The organism is bacterium (genome assembly GCA_018830565.1).
Lineage (GTDB): Bacteria > UBA9089 > JAHJRX01 > JAHJRX01 > JAHJRX01 > JAHJRX01.
Genome location: JAHJRX010000006.1, coordinates 1 through 22594, shown reverse-complemented (window position 1 = coordinate 22594; position 22594 = coordinate 1). Strand labels below are relative to the sequence as shown.

The window sequence follows — 22594 nt, the reverse complement described above, 5'->3', positions numbered from 1 at the left end:
TTTGTTTCGCCATTAAAAAAAGTGCAATTCATTAAGTTCATAACTAACTCCTTGCTAAGTTTAATAAGACCTTTGTTTCGCCATTAAAAAAAGTGCAATTCATTAAGTTCATAACTAACTCCTTGCTAAGGTTAAAATTATTACCTTTCTTACTTTGGACTTTTTTAGTTCTTGGTAACATTCATTAACTGTAGAACCGGTGGTGTAAACATCATCCACCAAGAGTACTCTTTTATCTTTTAGCTTTTCTTTATCTTTAACGGTAAAACTATCTTTGACATTATCAAATCGTTCTTTTTTTCCTAAATTAACTTGAGGCAAAGTTTCTCTCTTTCTTCTTAAATTATTTTTAGATAAACTTATTTTATAAACTTTACTTAGGTATTTAGCTATTAACTCTGCTTGATTATAGCCTCTACTTCTCAATTTTTTTGGATGGAGAGGAACAGGGATAATATAATCAAATTGATAAGGCTTTATCCAGAAAAGATAGTCTTCTTTTATAATTTTAGGAAATAAAACCTCTAAGTATGGTTTATGGTTATATTTTAATAAATGAAGGTAGTCTTTTAATATTCCTTCGTATTTTCCTAAGCTAATAACCTTTTCTTCCAAATGTTGCTTGGATTCTTGACCATCTTTGCTCATCATCTCATTCTGCAAAACAAGAGGTTCTCTTCTGGATAAAGAGCAAGGGGGAGTAAGATAGGTTATTTTATTAAGACAAACTTGGCAGATATACCTTTCTCTTTGAAGTCTCAAATTACAAATTTCACAATAAACTGGAAATAAAAAATCAAGAAGATCATCTCCTAAAATGATTATTCTTTTAATTAAGTAAGACCAATCTTTTCTAGTAATGTTAAGACCCATTCTAAGTAATCAACCGCAGATTTTAAAGATCTCTTTCATTTCCCTTAAGACTTCATCTTGTAAAATGATTATTCTTTTAATTAAGTAAGACCAATCTTTTCTAGTAATGTTAAGACCCATTCTAAGTAATCAACCGCAGATTTTAAAGATCTCTTTCATTTCCTTTAAGACTTCATCTTGTAAAATGATTATTCTTTTAATTAAGTAAGACCAATCTTTTCTAGTAATATTAAGACCCATTCTAAGTAATCAACCGCAGATTTTAAAGATCTCTTTCATTTCCTTTAAGACTTCATCTTGGCTTAAATATCTTCTTTCTTTACTTTTTCTATCCTTCACTTCGTATTTTTTACTTTCTTTGGCTTTATTGCCAATAGTAATACAAATAGGTAAGCCTATTAAGTCTGCATCTTTAAACTTTTTTCCTGGACTTTCATTCCGATCGTCGATGATGACTTCTAAGCCTTGGTTGCTTAAAAGATCATAAATCTCGAAAGAGAGCTTAGATATTTCTGGATCAGCCACATTGGTAGGTAAGACTAAGATTTGGTAAGGAGCAATAGTCTTTGGCCAAATAATACCAGCTTGATCATGGCTTTGTTCAATAACCGCAGCGACTAACCTCGAAACCCCAATTCCATAACAACCCATGATCATCTCTTTTTCTTGACCATTTTCATCATGAAAAGTTGCTTTCATGGCTTGGCTATACTTATTACCTAATTTAAAGACATGACCTACTTCGATACCTCTATAAAACTTTAATCTTTTTCCACATTTAAGACAACTATCTCCTTCTTTGACTTGCCTTAAATCGTAAAAACCAGCTACTTTAAAATCTCTAAGGAGGTTAGCATTAAGATAATGAGCATTAGCTTGATTAGCTCCTACCACCATATTAAATCTATCCTTAATTAAGTGGTCAGCGATGATCTCTAGATTGTCTAAACCTACAGGGCCAGTGTATCCTAAAGGAGCTTTAGTCATTCTCTTAATGGTCTCTTGACTGGCTAAGGCTAAATTATCACCACCAACTACCTTTTGTAATTTTTTTTCATTAAGTTCATCGTTTCCTGAAATTAAAACAGCCAGGCATCTTTTTCCATCTTCGTAAATAAGGGTCTTTATTAATTGATAGGGAGGGACTTTTAAAAAATTCGACACTTCTTGAACGGTTTTCAAGTTTGGTGTTTCTATTAACTGCAAGGCTAATGTTTCTTCTTTTTTTCCTGAGATAGAATTAGGCACAGAAGTAGCTCGATCTAAATGAGAAGAGTAGTCTTCTCCCTCACAGATAACTAGAGGTTCTTCTCCTTCCTCTGAAATAACCATAAATTCGTGAGAAACAGAACCTCCAATTAATCCTGAATCAGCTTCCATAATGGCAAATTTTAACCCACAACGAGTAAAGATATCACGGTAAGCTTGGTATAATTTATCATACCAGCTATCTAAATCTTCTTGATTCCTATGAAAGCTATAAGCATCTTTCATTATAAATTCACGGGCTCTCATTACCCCAAAACGAGGCCTAATTTCATCCCGAAACTTAGTTTGAATTTGATACAACATCAAGGGGAGTTGACGATAAGATTTTATTTCTCTTCTTACTAAATCAGTGATTACTTCTTCATGGGTGGGGCCTAAGCCAAAAGATCTATTCTTTCGGTCTCTTAATTTAAACATTTCTTCTCCATATTCATTCCAACGATTAGTCTCTTGCCATAACTGGGCTGGATGTAAAATAGGAAGAAGGAGTTCTTGGCCGCCAACCTTATTTAATTCTTCTCTAATAATCTTACTTATCTTTTGAATTACCCTATGAGCCAGAGGAAGATAAGTATAAATTCCACAAGACATGGTTTTAATTAGTCCAGCTCGTAACATTAGCTTATGACTAACAAGCTCTACGGTAGCAGGATCTTGATATAAGGTAGTGGCAAATAATGAGGTCATCCGCATAATATTTACTCCATTGCCTAATTTAATAACTTTTTAAAAATCATAAATTTCTTCTTCAAATTCATAGTCTTCTTCTTGGGGGTAATCTTCTTTTGAAGGTTTCTTAGGAGCTGGTCGATAGTCTTCTTCTAAGTCCTTTTCTTGGAACTCTTTTTTCATTTTTCGAGGTATCTCTCTTTGATCTTTTTCATAAAGATCAAGGTCTTTTTCTTTAATTTTTTTCTTGCTTTTTCCTTTAAGTTCTTGTTCTCTCTCTTTTTTTATTATCTCTTCTTCTTTTTCCCTCATTTCATCATAGTCATCAATGACTCCATCTTCCTTGGTTATTCCTCCAAACTTAAATCCGAGAGAAATTCTATGGGTATTTCCAAAATCTTCGGCCGGTTTAAAGGCATAATCAAAACATATCCCTTTTGCCTTTACTCCAAATCCTACGGCGTAACTCCATAAATCATCACTTCCGACTTGGTATCCAGTCCGGAGTGAAAATAGACCTAATATATTTCCTTCCAGACCGGCATGAATGTTGATCTTATTATCATTAAACTTTACTACATCTAAAGCCACAATTAAATTATCATCTACTAATTTTAAAGCTGTTCCTATTCTCAGGGTAAAAGGCAAGGGATCGCTTTCACTTTTTTCAAGGTATTTTATCTTAGTGCCGGCATTTTGAAGACTTAGTCCTAAGTTGAGCCTCTTAAAAGGAGTATAAATAATTCCAAAATCTAGAGCGGTGGCAAGATTAGAAGAACAGTCAGCTAACTTTCCTTTAATAAATTTAAGATTAAAGCCAGTAGATAACTTTTTATTAAATTGATAACCAAAAGAAGAGACAACGCAATATTGGGAGGTAGAAAAAGTTTGTCCTGTTTCTTTATAACCAGCTCCATTAGGATTAATGATTAGCTTATTTATCTTTCCTGAGTCTAAATAAATTAAACTTAAGCCATAAACTCCATAATATCTGGTAGGATAAAGATAAGCGGCCAATCCATGGTGAATGTCTTCTAAGTATTGATTATACATAAAAGTAAATTCATGATTCTTAGCTCTTCCTAATCCACCAGGATTGAAAAATATAGAAAAAACATCATCTCCTAAACCAGTGTAAGCTCCTCCCAGGCTTACCGCTCTGTTGCCTACTTCTAACTTTAAGAAATTAGCTCCACTCTTACCAACTTCGCTGGCTTGACTTGAATTTAAAAAGATAAAAAATAAGCTTAAAGTAATTATTAATAATAATCTCTTCATCAATAATCTCTATCTTAACACAACAGCAATTATAAAAAAACTTTATCTTAACTTGATCAATAACCTCTTGATCTTAATAATAATATTTAAAGATCAGCAAAATGTAAAGAAAATATTTAATCTTATCTCTCTTCTTCATGCTTTAACAATTAGAATTACTATTCATATTTTTTCAAATATCTTTTTTCTAATTCCTTCCATCTATCTTCTTTTCCTTCTTCTTGATCTTCTTTTTCTTGATCCTTAACCTTATCTTTTTTAATTCCTTTTTTTTCTAATAATATTCTAATTTTCTTTCTTTCTTTAATCTCCTTTTTTTCTTCCCATTCTTTCCAAAATTCTTGATATGATCCTTTAAGGCAGAAGGAAATTCTCTGAACATCACCTAAATCTTGATGAGGGGTGTAAGCATAATCTAAGTAATAATTCTTAAATTTAAATCCTCCTCCTAAGGTAAAATTCTTACTATCGTCATCTTCATCTTTGAAAAATCCTGCTCTAAGACTGACTAATTTTAAGAGCACATACTCAAGGCCTAAGTTAAAAGAGACTTTATGATCATTAGGCTTACTCAAGTCAAGAGCTATTCTTAGCCGATCATCAAACTTTTTATAGCAAAGCCCAAATTTTACCTTAAAAGGCAAATCTATCTTGGCTTCTTTATACTTAGCCGCAGGGCCTATGTTTTGGAGGCAAAGTCCCAAGCTTAAGGAATTCCTTTTAAAAAGTATCCCAGTATCGAAAATAAAGTTAAGAGGGGTCTTATAGCTTAGATCACCCTTTAAATTTGTTCCTTCTTGAAAAAACTTAATATTACTACCTACCGAGATTAATTTATTTAACTTTCTTCCATAAGATAAGACCAGTCCATAGTCATAAAATTTAAAATATCCATCTTTCTCTTCCCAAGATGGACCATTAGAAGTATATTTTATCTGATCATTATGGAGATAAATAAGACCAATTCCAATCTTACCAGAAAAGACTTCTGGCGAAAAGGCATAAGTTAAGCATTCATACTTAGTCTCAGCCAACCAATTTAAGTGAGTAAATAAAAGTTCATCTTTACTTAGTAAGGCGAGACCTGATGGATTATAAAAAAGAGCTTCACTGTCATCAGCTATCGCTACATAAGCCTTTCCCATGCCGGCACTTCTTGCTCCGGGACTAATCTTAAAAAAAGTAGCGGCTGTGGTGCCTCTGCTTTTAGCTGAGGAGATACTTGGAATAAGCAAAAACAAGATGATTGTTAAGACAATTATTGGTTTCTTCATCTTAAATCTTTATCTCCATGGCCTTTAGCTAAGTTTTATCTTACTATAACCATTTTCTCGACTTTAGTTCCATATCTTGATTTGACTAGATAAAAGTATAATCCTGGAGCCACTAAATCTCCAGAACTATTCCTTCCCGACCACTTAAATCTAAGCCTTGTTTCCCCGTCTAAGAGCTCTCCCTGGCTGTGGTTAAAGGTAGTTACTTCTTCTCCGGCTAAATTAAAAATACTAACCTTAATTTCAAGATCATTAGGTAGGTTATCGAGATAACAATAGTCATTTTTATTAAGGAAGAAAGGATTTGGCCAACTAATTACCTCTTTAATATTCTCAATAGAAGAAGTACTCATGGCTTTATAGACCGTAGGGATGAAATTAAAAGAACCAAGATCTTCTAAATTATCTCGGTTAATCTCTCCTACGATCTTATTCTCTAGCGGGAACAAGGTAAGTTTTTTTACTAACTTCCATTCTTCACTATCTATGTTTAGGTAAAATAACTTTAAATTATTCTCATTTATTCCATCAGGAAGATAAGGGATAGTAATCTCTATGGCTTTTTCTCCAAAGGTCATCTGACTGTAATTATTATTTGGGTCTGATATTAACACCTCGCTGGTGGTATCTTCTAAATTACTATTAAGAATAATGTTCTTACAGCCTTTAATCCTTTCATTAGCTTTGTTAATGGTAGAAGTAGGCGTAGTAGAAGTAGGAGCTTTATTAATGCCGGCCTTTATCTTTATAGCTACTTTTTGATTAAAGGTATTCTCTTTGATTCCAACGATAGTGGTTCCCGGCAAATCTTTTATTATTTCTCCGCTTATAGGGGTACTTTCATAGATACTTAAAGGATACTTAGTGTAATTAGACACCTCAGGACTTACTCCGTCGTAAATCTTAGCATAGAGATAATAGGGGCCAGAAGAAATCCCACTATTACTTGGCGTCCAACTGTATTGGGTATTAGGAAGACCATTAGTCTTAAGGGTAGTTTGGTGGATTAAGGTGCCGTTAGTTCCAGAATTATCAAGATCGAAATAAATAGAGATGGTGGTATCATCTTTTTCATCATTAGCGGTCCAGGTAATTAAATAATTAGTATCGTTGCAAATCTTTTCCTCTTGATTATTCAGCTTGGTAATTTCAATAGTTGGACTTAGATTGATAGCTTGGATAGTTCCACCAACATTTATCCGACGACCTATGTTTTGAGAACTAAGATCTACCCCATTATTTATAATATGATTTCTTACTTCTTTTATGGTTAAATTTCCACCTTTAGAGATTACTAAAGCCGCTAAACCTGAAACAATAGGGGTAGCCATAGAAGTACCAGCCATGTTGCTGTATTTATCTTTGAAATTATTACCATCATAAAATAAGCTGCTATAAATTGTTGTTCCAGGAGCGCATACTTCTACGTAACCAGTAGCACTTTGAGCATAATTAGAAAAGGTAGCCCGAGAGTCAAATGCATCCACAGCCGCTACTCCTAAGACCATATTTTCCCCATCGCCATCATTACAGACCGGAGAAACTTTCTGATCTCCACTTCCTTCTTTTAATAATTCGTCTCCAATTCCATCGCTGCCACCATTTCCTGCGGCAACTACAGTAACACAATTTCTCCCATAAGCATAAGAAAGGGCATCAGTGTAAGTAGAGCTATATTCTCCTCCTAAGCTTAAATTAATTACTCCTGTAGCATAATTTTTGGTGTAATCACCAACCCAATCAGCGGCAAACTTAATGCCATTAACTATATTTGCAGCTGTGCCTTCTCCTTCATCATTAAGAACCTTAACCGGTAAAACTTTACAATTCCAAGCTACTCCAGCTATGCCTAAATTATTGTTAGTCATCGCGGCAGCAATACCGGCGACATGAGTGCCATGGGTAACCCCTTCGTCGGCACTCCCACTATTATTATCATCCAAACCATTAGGTATAGGATTAGGATCATCAGCATTTTCTCCAGATATCTGGTTACAACCATTCTTAATGACTACTTTGTCTTTTAAGTCTTCGTGGTCTGTATCAACACCGCTATCTATAATGGCAATCAGGACAGTATCTTTCCCTTTTTCTACCTCCCAACCAGCCGGAGCATTAATCTTAGGTAAATACCATTGTTGTCCATAGTTAGAATCATTAGGTATTTCTTCAAATATTCTATGAATATAATTAGGTTCGACATATTCAACATGAATATCTTCTTGATAAGTTTTGATTACTTCAAAGACATTGATTTCTTCTGGAAATTTTAATAAATAAATAGTGGATAAGTCAGGGAGTCTCTCTTCTTCAGCCTTACTTATCTTAACCGAGGGAGTATCAGTAAAGACCTTCTCCATAGAGTAAACTTTGAACTTCTTATTTAAATTAGACAAGGAAGAAATACCACAAATCATGGTTTCTTTTACCAAATTAATAGAAATTTGGCTTTTTAGCTTAGTCTTGATCTTAATAATTACTTCTCCTTCGACATAATTTAGTCCTTTCTTAGAGGAAGTATCAATATCTCCACCTTCTCCTAACTTATTTTGAAAGAGGAAAGCCAAACAAAATATTAAGATTAAAATCTTTTTCATTATTGAGATCCTTTTAAGCCTTCCTTGTTTCTTTTTGATCTTTACTTCCTGGCTTAATTAAAGGAAGATTTCTTTTACATAAAGGACAATCTTCTTTATCATAAGTAACTGCTTTAATCTTTAGCAATGAGACCAAGGGAAGATTAAGTTCTTGGTTTTTTTGGCGGTCAATTAAAGAAGCCAAGCTGACTATTTCACCTTTCATCTCTTTTACTAAATTAGCGACTTCTAAGATAGAACCACCGGTAGTGACTACATCTTCGACCAGAAGGACCTTTTCTCCTTCCTTAATCATCAATCCTCGTCGTAAAGCCATTTTTTGACCTTCTCTTTCAGCAAATATAGCTCTGGCTTTTAAACTTTTAGCCATTTCATAAGCAACAATAATTCCACCCATGGCTGGTCCAATGACTACTTCTATCTTTAGATGCTTCAACTTTTCAGCTAAAGCCTGGCAAACTAAAGTAGCTTTATCTGGATACTGAAGTAATTTAGCGCATTGAATATATTTTGGACTATGTAAACCACTGCTTAACAAAAAATGACCTTCCAAGAGAGCCTCACTCTCTTTAAGTATCTTTAAAACTTCCTCGTCCTTTAACATTTTCTTTTATCTCCTGAAAAAGCTTTTCTATAGTAGCATCACTCTCTTTAAGTATCTTTAAAACTTCCTCGTTCTTGAAAGCCTTTCTCTATTTCTTGAAAAAACTTTTCCACAGTAGCCATCAGATCTAAACTTTCCAAGATAGGACGTCCTACCACAATAAAATCAGCTCCGTCTTTAATGGCCTGGTAAGCACTATTAGTTCGTCTTTGATCATCTAAGACCTTCTTTAGTCTAATTCCCGGACAGACGACCAAAAACTCTTTACCTAAATGAGCTTTTATCTTTTTTACCTCTAAGGGAGAAGCTACTACTCCTTTTAAGTTTTCATTCTTAGCCATAGTAGCTAAGTCCAAGACAGCAGCTTCTATGTTTTTATTAATACCAAGTTCTTCTCTCAGGCTTTTTTCTTCTAAGCTCGTTAATATGGTGACTCCTAAAGAAAGTGGTTCTTCTTTTATTTTAGCTTTGCTTATTGTTTCAGAGACTACTCTTAACATCTCTTTTCCCCCTAAAGTATGAAGAGTAAACATCGAAATTTTTAAATCTAAAATGGCTTTAGTAGCTCTTTCCACAGTCTTAGGGATATCATGAAGTTTTAAGTCTAAGAATACTTTACTACCTAAATCTTGGACCATCTTAACGATCTCATGACCATACCTAATAAAGAGACTAAAACCAATCTTAAAAAAGCCAACATCTCCTCTTAGTCTCTTTACTATCTCTTGAGCTTCTTTAAAATCTTCTACATCTAAAGCTACAATTAATCTTTCTGCGGATTTATTAATTTCTATCATTCTTTATCATTAATTATGTATCATTAATTATGCCATATTTAGAGAAAAAACTCAAAATGGCTGCCTGAGACAAGACTACACTATTAGGCTACCTACTAACTGAGAGACACTTTCTATCTTATGAAGTCTTAAATATTCTTTAATGCCTTCGAGGGCTTCTATGGATATTTGAGGATTTACAAAATTAGCAGTGCCTATCGCCACAGCTTTAGCTCCAGCAATAATAAACTCCACAGCATCAGTAGCACTGGTAATTCCACCTTGTCCAATAATAGGTAGGGCTACTTTTTTATAAACTTCCCAAACCATTCTTAAAGCAATAGGTTTAATGGCTGGCCCGGAAAGACCACCAGTGACGGTGGTTAATTTAGGTTTTTTGGTAGGCGCATCAATAGCCATACCTAATAAAGTATTGATTAAAGATAGAGCATCGGCTTTAGCTTTCGCAGCTGCTTGAGCAATTAAGATAATATTAGTGACATTAGGAGATAATTTTACAATGAGAGGCAAAAAAGTAGCTTTTCTTACCTCTTTTACCAGCTGGTAAGTTAAAGAAGGATCGCTTCCAAAGATCATTCCTCCCTCTTTCACATTAGGACAAGAGATATTAATTTCTAAGCCAGCTATTCCCTCTACCTCGCTTAAAAGTTTAGCTAATTTGGCATAATCTTCAATAGTTTTGCCTGAAATATTGACGATAATAGCAGTCTGGTATCTTCTTAAAAAAGGCATTTTCTCTTTAATAAATCTTTCTACTCCTACATTCTGAAGCCCAATAGAATTAAGCATTCCCGAGGGAGTTTCTACAATTCGAGGGGGCAGGTTTCCTTTTTGAGGCTCGAGGGTAATTCCTTTAACCACAATAGCTCCAATCTTATTTAAATCAACTAAGGACGAATACTCCTGGCCATAACCAAAAGTACCTGAAGCTACCATGACTGGATTCTTTAATTCTATACCGCCAATATTAACCCTTAAATCCATAAGTTACTCCCAGACAACCTCATCAGCATTAAAGACAGGACCATTAACACATACTCGCTCATAATCTTCTGCCGAAGAACCTTTTTCTCTAACTTTAACCACACATCCTAAGCAAGCTCCAATTCCACAACCCATTCTCTCTTCTAAAGATACTTGACAAGGTAGGTTATGCTTAGCGGCGATTTGAGAGACTACTTTAAGCATCGGTAAGGGGCCACATGAAAATATTTGAGACTTGGAAATTACTTTTTTTTGGGAGAGATGTATTTTTAAAAGGGTACTTACCACGCCATCATAGCCTACACTTCCATCTTTAGTAGTTACTTCTACTTTTATCCCTAAATTTCTAAGTTCATCAAGGCCGATCAAAGAATCTTTACTTTTTGCACCAAGGAAGAAGATAATTTTATGAGAAGGTAAATCTTCCTTAAGTAATTTTTCTGCTAAGGCAAATAATGGAGCTATTCCTACTCCTCCTGCCACTAATAATACTTCTTGAGTAGGCTTTTCTAACCAAAAGCCTCTTCCTATGGGACCGATAACATCTAAATATTCATCTCTTCTCTTTTTAGATAAAAGCAAAGTACCTTGGCCTACAATCTGATACAAGATTTCTATAAATTGATCTTCTTTAGATATTCTATAAAGACTAAAAGGCCGACGTAGTAAAGGATGAAGATCATCAGAGACTCTCACATGGATAAACTGTCCCGGTAGAGCTTCATTTGAAATCTCTAAATCCTTTAAGATCATTCTATAATAAGCTGGGGCTATTTCAATATTAGCTAATATTTTTATCTTTTTATGGTGCATCTTTGTCTTTTTTATGGAAGCATTCAGCTATCAGTGTTCAGTTATATAATACTTTGTCATTAGAATTGCTGTTTTTAATCTTTATTAAGTAGTAAAGTTTTTTAAGATTTTTGCCGATAAATAAGTTAGAAGGCCGAGGTTAAGTTTAATGATAGCAAGCTTCCTAAAGCTATCAAATATTTTGCATTGTTTTCATATCAGTAAAAAAAATAGCTAAACAAAGGTGGTGGTTTAGCTATTTTTTTTCTAAACTAGACCCATAAGCTCAAGTTTATAGATAGAAATATCCATCAGATGGGTGTTAAAGACTACTTTTCCTGAACATCCTCCTTCTATCCCAAAAGAAGTTCCTTCAAAGATTCTTCCATCTTCCAAAGCTAAAAGAGTTCTCATCTGATCTCTTTTATTCCAGCTAATAATTTCTGGTAGGTTCTTTCTAAAGCTTCTGAAATTGTCTTTGTTTCTCCAATTACGGGCATAAAGTTAGTATCTCCTGGCCATCGAGGAACAATATGGAGATGAAGATGTTCAAAGCCTGCTCCGGCTACCTTGCCTAAATTTAACCCTAAGTTTAAGGCTGAGGAGTTCATCTTGTTCTTGATAGCTTTCACGGAAAGCTGAGAAAGTTTCATCATTTCTAATAATTCCTCTTCATTTAAATCTTCTAAATTAGTCTTATGAGCATACGGAGCAACCATCAGGTGGCCATTATTATAAGGATAAATATTCATCATTAGAAAAGTATACTTTCCCCGATAAATAATGTAGTTTTCTTCATCTTTGTCCTGCAAAGGCTTTTCGCAAAATATACATTTACTCTTATCTACCTCTTCAATGAACTTTATTCTCCATGGTGCCCAAAGTTTTTCCATAAAAATCTTTCTTTTTAAACCTTAAAGCTATTTTCTCTAAAGACAATCTTTCCTTTAACGATGGTAGCCCAGACACTACCTTTTAGTCTCCATCCATGGAAAGGGGAATTTTTAGACTTAGAGGCTAATTGGTTTACATCAACGATAAAATCTTTATTTAAGTCAATAATGGTGATATCGGCATCTTTACCTACCTCAATATTTCCTTTATCTAAATTAACAATCTCGGCGGGCCGATGAGTAAGCATAGCTATTACTTTATTTAAGCTGATCCCTTCTTTTTCTACTAATTCAGTTAAAGCTAAAGAAAGGGCGGTTTCAAGACCAACAATGCCAAAAGAAGCTTGCCCATACTCGCATTCTTTCTCAGCCTTAGTATGAGGAGCGTGATCAGTAGCAATGATGTCTATAATTCCTTCTTTAATTCCATCTTTGATGGCTTTAACATCTTCTTTGGTTCGTAAAGGTGGTTTTATCTTGGTATTAGTATCAAAGCTAAAGACTGCTTCCTCGGTAAGGGTAAAATGATGGGGGGTTACTTCGCAAGTGATCTTTAATCCTTCCTCTTTAGCTTTCTTAATTAACTCTAAAGAGCCTTTAGTGCTCACATGGGCAATATGAACCTGGCTATCAGTCGTCCTGCATAAAGCAATCTCCCTGGCGATCATAATCTCTTCACTGGCGGCAGGAATTCCTTTTAGTCCTAAGATAGTAGAAGCAATTCCTTCATTAATCACGCCATCTTGAGAAAGAGTGAGGTCTTCACAATGTGAAATTACCGGTACTTTAAACATCTTAGTATAATCCATAATCCGGCGCATCAGTCCACTGTCCATAACAGGGGCACCATCATCTGAAATAGCTATGGCTCCTAATTTTATCATTTCTCCAATCTCGGCTAATTCTTTACCTTCTTGTCTTCTGGTGGCTGCTCCTATAGGGAAGACATTAATAATGCCCTCTCGACGAGCTTTTAAGATAATAAATTCCACCAAAGTTCCATGATCGACTACTGGAAAAGTGTTAGGCATGCATAAGATGGTGGTAAAGCCTCCCTTAGCTGCTGCCCTGGTGCCGGTCTTAATAGTTTCTTTATCTTCTCTTCCAGGTTCTCTTAAGTGAGTATGAAGATCGACTAATCCAGGAACCACGACCAGACCAGTAGCATCCACAATTTCGCGAGCCTTAATCATCTTATTTCCAATGTATTTTATCTGTCCATTTTTTAGGCCAATATTTACCTGCTCGTCAAAGTTGTTTTTAGGGTTAATAAGTCTTCCTGATTTAATTAAGATATCCATAGTGTTTCTCTTTTTATTTTTTGCTCTTTTGGGCCAAAAGATAAAGGACGGCCATTCTTACGGCAATTCCATTAGTTACTTGTTCATTTATTAAGGAAGATGGGCTTTCCGCTACTTCTGGAATTACTTCCACATCTCGATTCATAGGTCCTGGGTGCATGATTAAGATTTCTCGGTTATGTTTTAACTTATCTACATTCAAGCCATATAATCTTGAATATTCCCGGATACTAGGGAAATAGTTTGCTTTTTGTCTCTCTGACTGCACCCTTAAAAGCATTACTATATCAGCCTCTAAAATTGCTTCTTCTAAATGATAAGTTACCGAGACTCCTAACTGCTCTACCTCTTTAGGGATCAAAGTAGGTGGACCACATAAAACTACTTTAGCTCCTAATTTAGTAAAACCCCAAATATTAGAACGAGCTACCCGGCTATGTAAGATATCTCCCACAATGACTACCTTTAAATCTTTGAAGTTAGGCCTTTTTTCTCTTACCGTAAACATATCAATAAGAGCTTGAGTAGGATGAGCATGGCTTCCATCGCCAGCGTTGATAATAGGAAAATCCACCCATCGGCTTATTAAGGTGGGCACCCCAGCTTCGCTATGCCTGATAATGACCATTGAGACTTGCATCGATTCTAAAGTCTTAATCGTATCCTTTAAGCTTTCTCCTTTTACTACGCTACTCGTGTTTACGGAAACATTGATTAAATCGGCGCTTAGTCTCTTGGCGGCTAATTCAAAGGAGATCCGTGTTCGGGTGCTTGGTTCGTAAAAAAGGTTAACTACTGTTTTACCTCTTAAGACGGGAACTTTTTTAATAGCTCGATCTGAGATTTCTTTAAAAGACTTAGCTGTGTCTAAGATTAAATTAATTTCTTCTACCGATAAACTTTGAATAGAAATTAGGTCCTTACTCTTGAGCATGGTTGTTTTCTCTTTCGTAAATAACTACTTTATCCATCTCATCTACTTCACTTAAATAAACTTTAACTATTTCTTGATAAGAAGTAGGTAGATTCTTGCCAATAAAGTCTGCCTTGATGGGAATCTCCCGATGTCCTCTATCAATTAAGACTACTAACTGAATAGCTTTGGGTCTGCCAAAATCAATAAGTTCATCAATAGCACATCTTACTGTTCGTCCAGTATATAAGACATCATCGACTAAGATGATCTTTTTATCATTTACATCGAGGAGAATTTCTGTTTCATGGACTACGTGTGGAGTTTTTAAATTATTAATATCATCTCGGTATAAGGTAATATCTATAATGCCTACAGGAATTTCTACTTTTTCAATTTCATTTATCTTTTTTTGAAGTCGATAAGCCAAAGGAACTCCTTTTTTTCTGATGCCAATTAAGGCTAGTTTATCGATATCCTTACTGTTTTTTTCTAATATTTCATGGGATAATCTGGAGATAGTTCTTTTAATCTCTATCTCATCCATAATGACTGCTTTTATTTTATCTGTCCACATAATTCCTCACATAAAAAATCCTCTTACTGCTAAAGTAAGAGGATTAATTGACATTCTTTTGCCCCTTACTAGCTTCACCGAACTAGCTTAAAAGAGCTAATTTTCTAAGAAATAACTTATCAAAATCTATATTCTTTGTCAAATATTTTATTTATAGTCCTTATATGCAATCTGATGAATAACTTGACATAATAGTTGTATTTCCACCCCCTACCCCCGCCAGCGGGGGATAAGCTTGTCCCTGTCCGAAAAGGCAACGAAACAACGGACATCCACGAGGCTGTCCCCCGCTGGCGGGGGTAGGGGGTGGATTTTCCCTACGAGGTATGTCAACTTAATTAATGGATTGCCTATATTAGTCAAAATTTGACTTAGATTCAAATTAATTTTTAACTCCAAACAAGTTTATCTTTTATTGCTCGGTATTATTTTTTATGTCTAATTTTCGTGTCTAATTTTCGTTAATAACCACTATAAACTATTAATCTTTTCTACCCTTCTTTGATGTCGATCTCCTAATGCTTCGGTGGTTAAAAAAACTTTTACCATCTCTAAGGCTAAGGAAGTATCAACGATCTTACTTCCCATCACCAATATATTAGCATTATTATGTTCTCTTGATAACTTAGCTGTTTCTATATTATGACATAAAGCAGCTTTTGTTTCCTTAACTTTATTAGCCACGATACTCATTCCTATTCCGGTAGCACAGATCAATATTCCTTTGCTCTCTTTATGGGTAGCTACTTCTTTGGCTACTAAATAGCCATAATCTGGATAATCTACAGAATCTTGACCATAAGTTCCGAGATCAATAATCTCCGCTCTCTCTGGTTGGAGAAATTTTTTAATCTCTTCTTTTAATAGAAATCCAGCATGATCGCACCCCAGATATATCTTCATATAAGGCACTCCTTGTTATTTTATTTTGAACAATTTTTTAATTTTAGAAGTAGCTTCTCTATGTAACTCTTTATTGTCCAAAAACACTCCTGGTAAGATTCTAAAGATAAACCATAAGGATCTATAATCTCTTTTGAGCTGTTTTCTACATATTCACTTAATAGGTAGATTTTATAGAGGCTTTCAGGATACCGATAAGATAATTGTTCTTTATGATGCTGGGACATGGTTAAGATTAAGTTACTTTCTCTAACTAGATCTTCTTTAATCTGAGTAGGTTTATGGTTTGAGATAGGAATATTATTTTTTTCTAAGACTTCTTTTGTTTTACTTAATAAGCCCATTTCCTCTAAGGCTAATGTTCCGGCTGAAGATACCTTTAAATTAAAAAGACTGTCTTTAGCCATCTCTTTAAATGTGTATTCAGCGATGACACTACGGCAAGTATTTCCAGTGCAAACAAAGAGGATAGAATTTATCTTTTTAATCATAAAATTATTCTCTGTAGACTTTTAAGATCTCAAATAAATTAAAAAGACTGTCTTTAGCCATCTCTTTAAAGGTGTATTCAGCCATGACGCTACGACAAGTATTTCCAGTGCAAGTCATCTTTAAACTTCGCTATCCATTTTTTTATGGTGTATTCAGCGATGACACTACGGCAAGTATTTCCAGTGCAAACAAAGAGGATAGAATTTATCTTTTTAATCATAAAATTATTCTCTGTAGACTTTTAAGATCTCAGAAAAGCTAAGCACACCCTCTCTAAGTAAGACAGGAGTACGATTTGAACAGTCTAAAAGAGTAGAAGGTTTTTCAGATTTACATCTTCCTCCTTTAACAATTAGATCTACTTTGCCTTCAAAGACCCTTTCTATCTCTTCTTCGGTCAATAAGTTTTCTTTTTCTGAGAGATTAGCGCTGGGAGCAGTAAGGGGCTTATTAAAATATTTAATTAAAGTTAAAGCCATGGGGCTATTCGGCATTCTTAAAGCAATCTTCCCATCAGCGGAGGTAATTCCAAATATCTTTCTTTTAGCTTTTAAGACCAAAGTAAGGGGACCTGGCCAAAATTTACTCATTAATTCATAAAGGGAAGGGGAAATATTTATCGCTAACTTACTTACTTCGCTTATCTCTGAAATCAATAAGAGCAAAGGTTTGTCAATAGAGCGCTCTTTAATTTGAAAGATTCTCTTCACAGCTTCATGATTTTCAAAGTCAACTCCTAAGCCATAAAGAGTATCAGTGAGAAAGACAATGACTTTACCTTTTTTTAGCTCACTTACCACTAATTTAAGTTTAGAAATTTCAATATCTTCAGGGTTGATAGAGATAACTTTTGTCTTTACTGCTTTGTTCAAGATTTACTAACGCCTTTAGCTAACCTCAGGTATGCCTTTAGCAATCAGCAATCAGCTTTTTGGATAGAAGGAATCGGGCAGTTTCTTTTCATTAAGGGACATTATCAAATTTCATGATTAGAATTTGCTGGATTCTCTCTTTTTTCTGCTGACAATTAACGATTGACCGCTAAACACTTATCATCTTAATTAAAGTTATATTAATATAATTTAGCTAAGCCGTCAAGGAAATTTAGTCAGGAAGGTTATTTAGTTTTTTATATGCAAATTTAACTTTCTTTATGTTTTCTTATATTTATTTAATCAACATCTTTTTATTCTTACTGTTTACTAATAATATCTACTATTTATAACTTATTTATTATTTTTTTTATCTTTTTTTATCATCTCTCTCTTTACTTTTTTTTATCTTAATGTCATAATAGAAATAGGAAGTTAGAGGAAGCACTAAGATGTTAAAGAAAACTATATTTTTAATCCTCACTATATCTTTATTCTTCTTCTCTGAAGCCCTGCTTTATGCAGCTGTCGGCGATATCTTGGTCAATACCCAAGATGAGTTTGGAACCACCCTTACTAATCAAGCTACCATAATCCTTACTTTTCCTGGGCCAGATGGAACCTTAGGCAATGGGGATGATACTCAAAAGACAAAAGCAGATACCGGATCAGTAACATTCATCAACGGGATAGATTTTAATAATGGCGTTACTGATATTGCTAATGGGCAAAATTTTAAGATTGAAAGTAGTGGCTTAGGAAGTGCTGGTTATTTAAATGCTACCATAGCTTCTACTTCCTGGAATTCTGCAGATGATCCTAACATTAAGACTATCCTAAATAAATTTACGGTAAAAGTTACGGTCAAGAATGAATTTGGTAGTGAAATAACTGCTGCTACTGCAAATGTTAATTTTGGAGGCACTTCTGGGGTAAGAAATGGATCTACCGCCATATACGGCATTTCTAAGCCAGTAGGAAGTCCAAGTGGAACTGTAAGTGTGACCGGACTCGGGACAATTGGTTACTTAAATTATGATATTACTTCAGTAAGTGTGCCAGCAACAGCAAGTGATTCTCAAACAGAAAGTAGTTCTTCTAATAAATTTACCGTTCATATTACTACTAAGAACGAATTTGTGTCTAATATTGGCTCAGTAGTAACCGTAGTTACTCCTTCTGCTGGAACAGCTACGGTAAATTCAGGTAATAATAATGACTATGGTTGTACCGTTCCAGCAAATACCAGTTATACGGTAACCGTAGGAGCAACTGGATATTTAAATTATGCTACCACCGCTCAAACATCTCCATTGGCTACAGCCGGTAATTCCCAAACTACAGCTACCGCCAATAAATTTACGGTAAAAGTTACGGTCAAGAATGAATTTGGTAGTGAAATAACTGCTGCTACTGCAAATGTTAATTTTGGAGGCACTTCTGGGGTAAGAAATGGATCTACCGCCATATACGGCATTCCTAAGCCAGTAGGAAGTCCAAGCGGAACTGTAAGTGTGACCGGACTCGGGGCAATTGGTTACTTAAATTATGATATTACTTCAGTAAGTGTGCCAGCAACAGCAAGTGGTTCTCAAACAGAGAGTAGTTCTTCTAATAAATTTACCGTTCATGTGACTACTAATAGAGAAGGAGATAGTACAGGGTTATCTACAGTAGTAACTGGAGCTATAACTGTAACTCCTTCTTCTGGAACAGCTACAGTTAATCCAGGCAGTGTTAATGACTATGGTTGTACCGTTCCAGCAAGTACCAGTTACACGGTAACCATAAGTGTTCCTTCCCATGCTACAGAAGGATATGTGACCAGCTCTGTTTCTGACACTGCTCCTTCAGCCACGGCCACTGTCTCTCAAATCAAAGAATCTCAAAACAAATTTGGACTAAAAGTAGTTGTGGCTGACGAATTAGGTGGAAATATTGCCGGTGCAATGAATGTAGGGAATATTAATACTAAGACTTATGCTGGCAATGATCTTACTTATGGCCCAATAGGGCAAACTACTATGTATTGGGCAAATACTCTGGGTGTTGGCGCTGGTTTAATCTTAAATAAAACAGCAAGTGTTACTGCTGGTTATATAAATGCTGAAGTAACTAACACCGGATTTAATAATTTTGCCACCTCTCAAAGTAACCAAACAGTAATTAATATGGGAGTTAATAGCCCAGCTTCTTCTATTACTTCTGGAGGTAATAATAATGTAAAAGGTTTTGAGTTTGGACTAAAGATCTATAATCGAGATGAAATAGATAGCATGACCAATAATTTTACTTCCGCTGATTGCAGTACTTATATTTTTGATACTCGTTCTCCTACTAATAGCAATGGTTACTATTACTACTGGGCCAACACTGCTACTACTCTCGGTGATTTAGATATCCAACGGGTAGGCTTTGTTGACTATCAAGTAACGCATTTAGGTCTGACTGGAGCAAATGGTATTACTATTACTCCTTCTGCTGGGCAAGTATATATAAATATGAATGGCGCAAATGACATTCGATCTACATCTATTACCACAGGAGGAACTTATAATATTGAAGGACTTAAATACTCTTTAAAAGTAATTGTTTATGATGAGTTAATCGAAACAGATAACATGAGTAGTTGCACTGTAACTTATAAGACAGATGCTGGTGCAGATTTAATTGGTATCTCAAACTCTGTAAGCAATTCTTATTATATTGCTCCTAATGCTATTTCTGTTTCGGCTGGAGATTTAACGGTAAGTAGAACAGGCTATGTTAAAGCTGATGAACTTGTGGATTCAACAATGAACTATATATCCACTGATGATAGCACTGAACAATTAGTAGTAACCTTAACAGGTCATACTCCAAATAATAGTAATACTACGGCTACTACTTCTGGAAATATTTCCATTAGAGGAATGTACTTTACTATTAAAGTTTTAGGAACTACTGATGAATGGAATAATAGACTTTATATGAGGGATTCTAATACCTTATTTTCTATCTCGACTAAAGTAATCCAAAAGATAAAAGAAGACCCTGTCTCGTCAACTTCTAACTACTACCGTGGATATGTAGCCGCAAGCCCTGTTACAGATTCTTTTAAAATCCAAACCTATGGTTATGTGGAAAGAGCAATTAGTCTCACGGTAGTTGACACAGCTCAGATTACTGTTACCTATGATGATAATAGTAATGCTGGTCATAATTTATTAGCTACAAATAATATTTCTTACAATAACACCCCTGCTCCTTTTCCTGCTCCTGCTGGAGGTCACTATGACACCTATGGACTAAAATTCACTCTCAGAATATTAGGAGCTACCAATGAATTAGCTAATAAGATTAACTTAACTCCCTCTAATACTACCTTTACTTCTAACGATACAGAGTTAGGAGGCTTTACCATTATTACCGATCAAAATAATTTGCAGTTAGTTAAAGTTAGCGTAACAAGCGAGGAAGGGTTAGTAACTCCGGCAGAAGGATATGGCTTTGTGGCCGCTAAGCAACAGGATTTTAATAATCTTTGGAATGGAGCTTTAACTATAAAAGTAACTGATTATGACCGTCGTTCTGTAGCTACTACCGCTCGCTGGAGTGATGTTACTTATCTAGATTACGACTCTGGTGATTATACCAGCCAATTTTTAGCTGGCATGGGAAGCTATGTTCCAGGAAATGATGGAGATGCTTTAGTAGGAATGACGGGAGGACTTCCTCCTGCTGCTCCTAATTTAACTGTTCATGCTACTCCGCTAAAGGCTTCAGATGATGTAGACGGAGCGGTAACTAACACCCAAATTACTATTAGCGGAACAGCAGATAAATGGTCAGCTGTTCAAATATTTGTAAACGGGCTGTCCCAAGATAGTGTTTACTGGTATAATGGTAGTTACACTGATGAAACTTCAGATGCCGCCAATATTACTATTAACGATGTTACCTTAGGCTCTCCAACTACCGAGCATGCTCTTTACGTAGGAAATGTAGCTAAATTTGACCGCATTCATTTTAAGATTTCTACTCCTGGAACAGTTGGTGATGTAACCTGGGAATACTACAATGGTTCTTCTTGGACTTCTTTATCAGTTACCGATGGGACAGAGAGTACTGGCAAATCTTTTGCTAAATCAGGAGTAATAGCTTTCACCAAGCCTGCTAATTGGGCAGCTACTTCTGTAAACAGTATGACTAAATATTGGATTAGAGCTAGAACTTCAACAAATTATACTATAACCCCTTTAGGTGATGAAGTTATTGCTACTTTTACTGCTGATGGCATTACCGGAAACTTTTCTAAGAATATTACCTTAACTGAAGGAACTAACACCATTTATGCTAATGCCCGAGATGATATTTCTAGTGGTCCTGGACCAAATTCTTCTTCTATTTCTGTCTTTTATGATCAGACCGCTCCTTCCTCCTTAAGTCTTATCATAAATGATACCGCTGGTTACACTGCTTCGACCCAAGTAAGCTTAAGTCTCTCAGCCACAGATGCTTCTGGCTCTGGCTTAGACAAGATCTGCTTCTCTAATAATGGAACTAACTATAGCTCTTGGGAAGACTATAACACAGCTAAGACCTGGACTATCACTACTACCGATGGAGTTAAAACCGTTTACTTTAAAGTCAAAGATATTGCTGGAAATGAAGCTACGGCCGTTAGCGATACTACTACTTTAGATACCACCGCTCCTTCGGGAACTATATCGATTGCTAATGGCAATGAATATACGACTTCAGCTACTGTAACTTTAAATCTCTCTGGCTATGCTGATGGTGGCAGTGGCTTGGATAAGGTTTGTTACTCTAATGATGGCAGTAGTTATTCTTCCTGGGAGAATGCTGCTACTACTAAGACTAACTGGAGCTTAACTTCTGGCGATGGCGTTAAGACAGTCTACTATAGACTTAGAGATCTGGTTGGCAATATCGGGATTTATTCCGATACTACTTCTTTAGATACAGTTGCTCCTACTTTTACCACTCCTAATGTTACTCCTAATCCAGCTAAAGTTGAATTAGTTACGATTACCTTTACTGCTTCAGAAACGCTCCAAGCTAATCCTACCGTCACCGTAAATGGTAATGCCGCTGCTTATAGTTCTAAAACTGGACTTATTTATACTTATACCTATCAAGTCCAAGCAGGAGACACCCAAGGAGCAGTTGCTCTGGCTATTACTGGGATAGATTCGGCTGGTAATACTGGTGGACCTTACTCCCTTAGCAGCTTTACTATTGATACGGCCGTTCCTTCTGCTGCTGGTAGTGTCAGTGTCAACAATGGAGTTGCTTACACTAAGGAAAAGACTCTTACCATCAACTGGAGTGGATTTACTGATCTTACTTCTGGTGTGGCTGGTTACTATTACAGCTTTACTAATAATCAAGGAACGACTAATGGAACTTATACCACCACCACTACCGGGACTCTGACTAATGCCGCTGAAGGAACGGTTACCGTTTATGTCTGGGCTAAAGATGCCGCTGGGAATATTGGCAA

Annotated in this window: 20 protein-coding genes; 1 reads left to right on the top strand and 19 read right to left on the bottom strand. The window is 35.5% G+C overall.

Annotation, left to right across the window (positions count from 1 at the left end):
- Window positions 1–114: 114 nt before the first annotated feature.
- The 19 genes from KJ849_00605 to KJ849_00515 all read right to left on the bottom strand — a co-directional run bounded on the left by KJ849_00605 (window position 115) and on the right by KJ849_00515 (window position 17088).
- The gene (locus KJ849_00605) at window positions 115–873 is read right to left on the bottom strand and encodes a ComF family protein (GenBank protein ID MBU2599076.1); all 759 of its coding nucleotides are present in this window, start codon (window positions 871–873) and stop codon (window positions 115–117) included.
- A gap of 249 nt (window positions 874–1122) precedes the next feature.
- Window positions 1123–2835 (bottom strand): proline--tRNA ligase, encoded by a 1713-nt coding sequence (locus KJ849_00600; GenBank protein ID MBU2599075.1) that lies wholly within the window; start codon window positions 2833–2835, stop codon window positions 1123–1125.
- 33 nt (window positions 2836–2868) lie between these two features.
- Window positions 2869–4089: a PorV/PorQ family protein gene (locus tag KJ849_00595; GenBank protein ID MBU2599074.1), complete on the bottom strand. Its 1221-nt coding sequence runs from the start codon at window positions 4087–4089 to the stop codon at window positions 2869–2871.
- A 158-nt stretch (window positions 4090–4247) separates the two neighbouring features.
- On the bottom strand, window positions 4248–5363 hold the full coding sequence (locus tag KJ849_00590; protein ID MBU2599073.1) for a PorV/PorQ family protein: 1116 nt from the start codon (window positions 5361–5363) through the stop codon (window positions 4248–4250).
- 35 nt (window positions 5364–5398) lie between these two features.
- Entirely contained in the window at window positions 5399–7960 is a 2562-nt protein-coding gene (locus tag KJ849_00585; GenBank protein ID MBU2599072.1) for a S8 family serine peptidase, read from the bottom strand.
- A 13-nt stretch (window positions 7961–7973) separates the two neighbouring features.
- Window positions 7974–8564: an orotate phosphoribosyltransferase gene (gene pyrE / locus KJ849_00580; GenBank protein MBU2599071.1), complete on the bottom strand. Its 591-nt coding sequence runs from the start codon at window positions 8562–8564 to the stop codon at window positions 7974–7976.
- A gap of 47 nt (window positions 8565–8611) precedes the next feature.
- Entirely contained in the window at window positions 8612–9361 is a 750-nt protein-coding gene (gene pyrF, locus KJ849_00575) for an orotidine-5'-phosphate decarboxylase (GenBank protein ID MBU2599070.1), read from the bottom strand.
- A gap of 75 nt (window positions 9362–9436) precedes the next feature.
- Window positions 9437–10345, bottom strand: coding sequence for a dihydroorotate dehydrogenase (locus KJ849_00570; GenBank protein MBU2599069.1), 909 nt, complete (start codon window positions 10343–10345; stop codon window positions 9437–9439).
- Window positions 10346–10348: 3 nt separating this feature from the next.
- A complete protein-coding gene (locus KJ849_00565; GenBank protein ID MBU2599068.1) occupies window positions 10349–11158 on the bottom strand; it encodes a dihydroorotate dehydrogenase electron transfer subunit in 810 nt (269 codons plus the stop codon).
- A 246-nt stretch (window positions 11159–11404) separates the two neighbouring features.
- Window positions 11405–11551 (bottom strand): hypothetical protein, encoded by a 147-nt coding sequence (locus KJ849_00560; protein ID MBU2599067.1) that lies wholly within the window; start codon window positions 11549–11551, stop codon window positions 11405–11407.
- Window positions 11548–12030, bottom strand: a complete 483-nt coding sequence (locus KJ849_00555) for an HIT domain-containing protein (GenBank protein ID MBU2599066.1) — start codon at window positions 12028–12030, stop codon at window positions 11548–11550. Before KJ849_00555 ends, KJ849_00560 begins: the two co-directional genes overlap by 4 nt.
- A 14-nt stretch (window positions 12031–12044) precedes the next feature.
- Entirely contained in the window at window positions 12045–13331 is a 1287-nt protein-coding gene (locus tag KJ849_00550) for a dihydroorotase (GenBank protein MBU2599065.1), read from the bottom strand.
- A gap of 13 nt (window positions 13332–13344) precedes the next feature.
- The gene (locus KJ849_00545; protein ID MBU2599064.1) at window positions 13345–14265 is read right to left on the bottom strand and encodes an aspartate carbamoyltransferase catalytic subunit; all 921 of its coding nucleotides are present in this window, start codon (window positions 14263–14265) and stop codon (window positions 13345–13347) included.
- Window positions 14252–14821, bottom strand: coding sequence for a bifunctional pyr operon transcriptional regulator/uracil phosphoribosyltransferase PyrR (gene pyrR, locus KJ849_00540; protein MBU2599063.1), 570 nt, complete (start codon window positions 14819–14821; stop codon window positions 14252–14254). Before pyrR ends, KJ849_00545 begins: the two co-directional genes overlap by 14 nt.
- Before the next feature lie 471 nt (window positions 14822–15292).
- Window positions 15293–15724: a ribose 5-phosphate isomerase B gene (rpiB, locus tag KJ849_00535; GenBank protein MBU2599062.1), complete on the bottom strand. Its 432-nt coding sequence runs from the start codon at window positions 15722–15724 to the stop codon at window positions 15293–15295.
- Between the two features lie 20 nt (window positions 15725–15744).
- The gene (locus KJ849_00530; protein MBU2599061.1) at window positions 15745–16215 is read right to left on the bottom strand and encodes a low molecular weight protein arginine phosphatase; all 471 of its coding nucleotides are present in this window, start codon (window positions 16213–16215) and stop codon (window positions 15745–15747) included.
- 4 nt (window positions 16216–16219) lie between these two features.
- Window positions 16220–16333, bottom strand: a complete 114-nt coding sequence (locus tag KJ849_00525) for a hypothetical protein (protein MBU2599060.1) — start codon at window positions 16331–16333, stop codon at window positions 16220–16222.
- Window positions 16305–16424, bottom strand: coding sequence for a hypothetical protein (locus KJ849_00520; protein ID MBU2599059.1), 120 nt, complete (start codon window positions 16422–16424; stop codon window positions 16305–16307). The genes KJ849_00525 and KJ849_00520 overlap by 29 nt, the downstream gene beginning before the upstream one ends.
- Window positions 16425–16440: 16 nt before the next feature.
- The gene (locus KJ849_00515) at window positions 16441–17088 is read right to left on the bottom strand and encodes a threonylcarbamoyl-AMP synthase (protein ID MBU2599058.1); all 648 of its coding nucleotides are present in this window, start codon (window positions 17086–17088) and stop codon (window positions 16441–16443) included.
- Window positions 17089–17540: 452 nt separating this feature from the next.
- Here KJ849_00515 and KJ849_00510 point away from each other — a divergent pair.
- Window positions 17541–22594, top strand: a 5054-nt coding sequence (locus KJ849_00510) for a hypothetical protein (protein ID MBU2599057.1), incomplete at its 3' end; no start/stop codon positions are given.